The sequence below is a fragment of the Isoptericola croceus genome (assembly GCF_029382255.1).
GTDB lineage: Bacteria > Actinomycetota > Actinomycetes > Actinomycetales > Cellulomonadaceae > Isoptericola > Isoptericola croceus.
This window is the reverse complement of sequence record NZ_JARLLG010000072.1, coordinates 1-319: the sequence shown is the minus strand read 5'-3', so window position 1 is coordinate 319 and position 319 is coordinate 1. Positions and strand designations below refer to the sequence as shown.

General features: G+C 45.5%; 1 protein-coding gene. It reads left to right on the top strand.

What is annotated here, in order from left to right; genetic code table 11:
- On the top strand, positions 1-319 hold a 319-nt coding region (locus tag PZC42_RS20740; RefSeq protein ID WP_277213969.1), incomplete at both ends, for a JHBP domain-containing protein.

Genomic DNA, 319 nt, shown 5'->3' with positions numbered 1-319 from the left:
GAAGGCTTTTCTTGCTCTGTTCCTCTTCGTAGCCGTATCATCGGCTGCCGAGCTCTATGAGGTAAGACTTCTAGGTAATCACCTAGAAGATCTTGTAACTGAGACTCTCGAATATGTAAGGTTCTTATTGAAGAGACACGATCCCTATGTTTTACCTAGCCTTCCAGAGCAACACCTGCAAGACACGGACATTGACTTCGTTATATCAGCTAGTAACATGGGGATCTCAAAGGCCGATGGTTTCACCATTGATAAAATCCAGGTGAACCCTCTCACTTTGAAAGCAAGCTTCCAAGTTACCATCCCAACCGGCCACGTT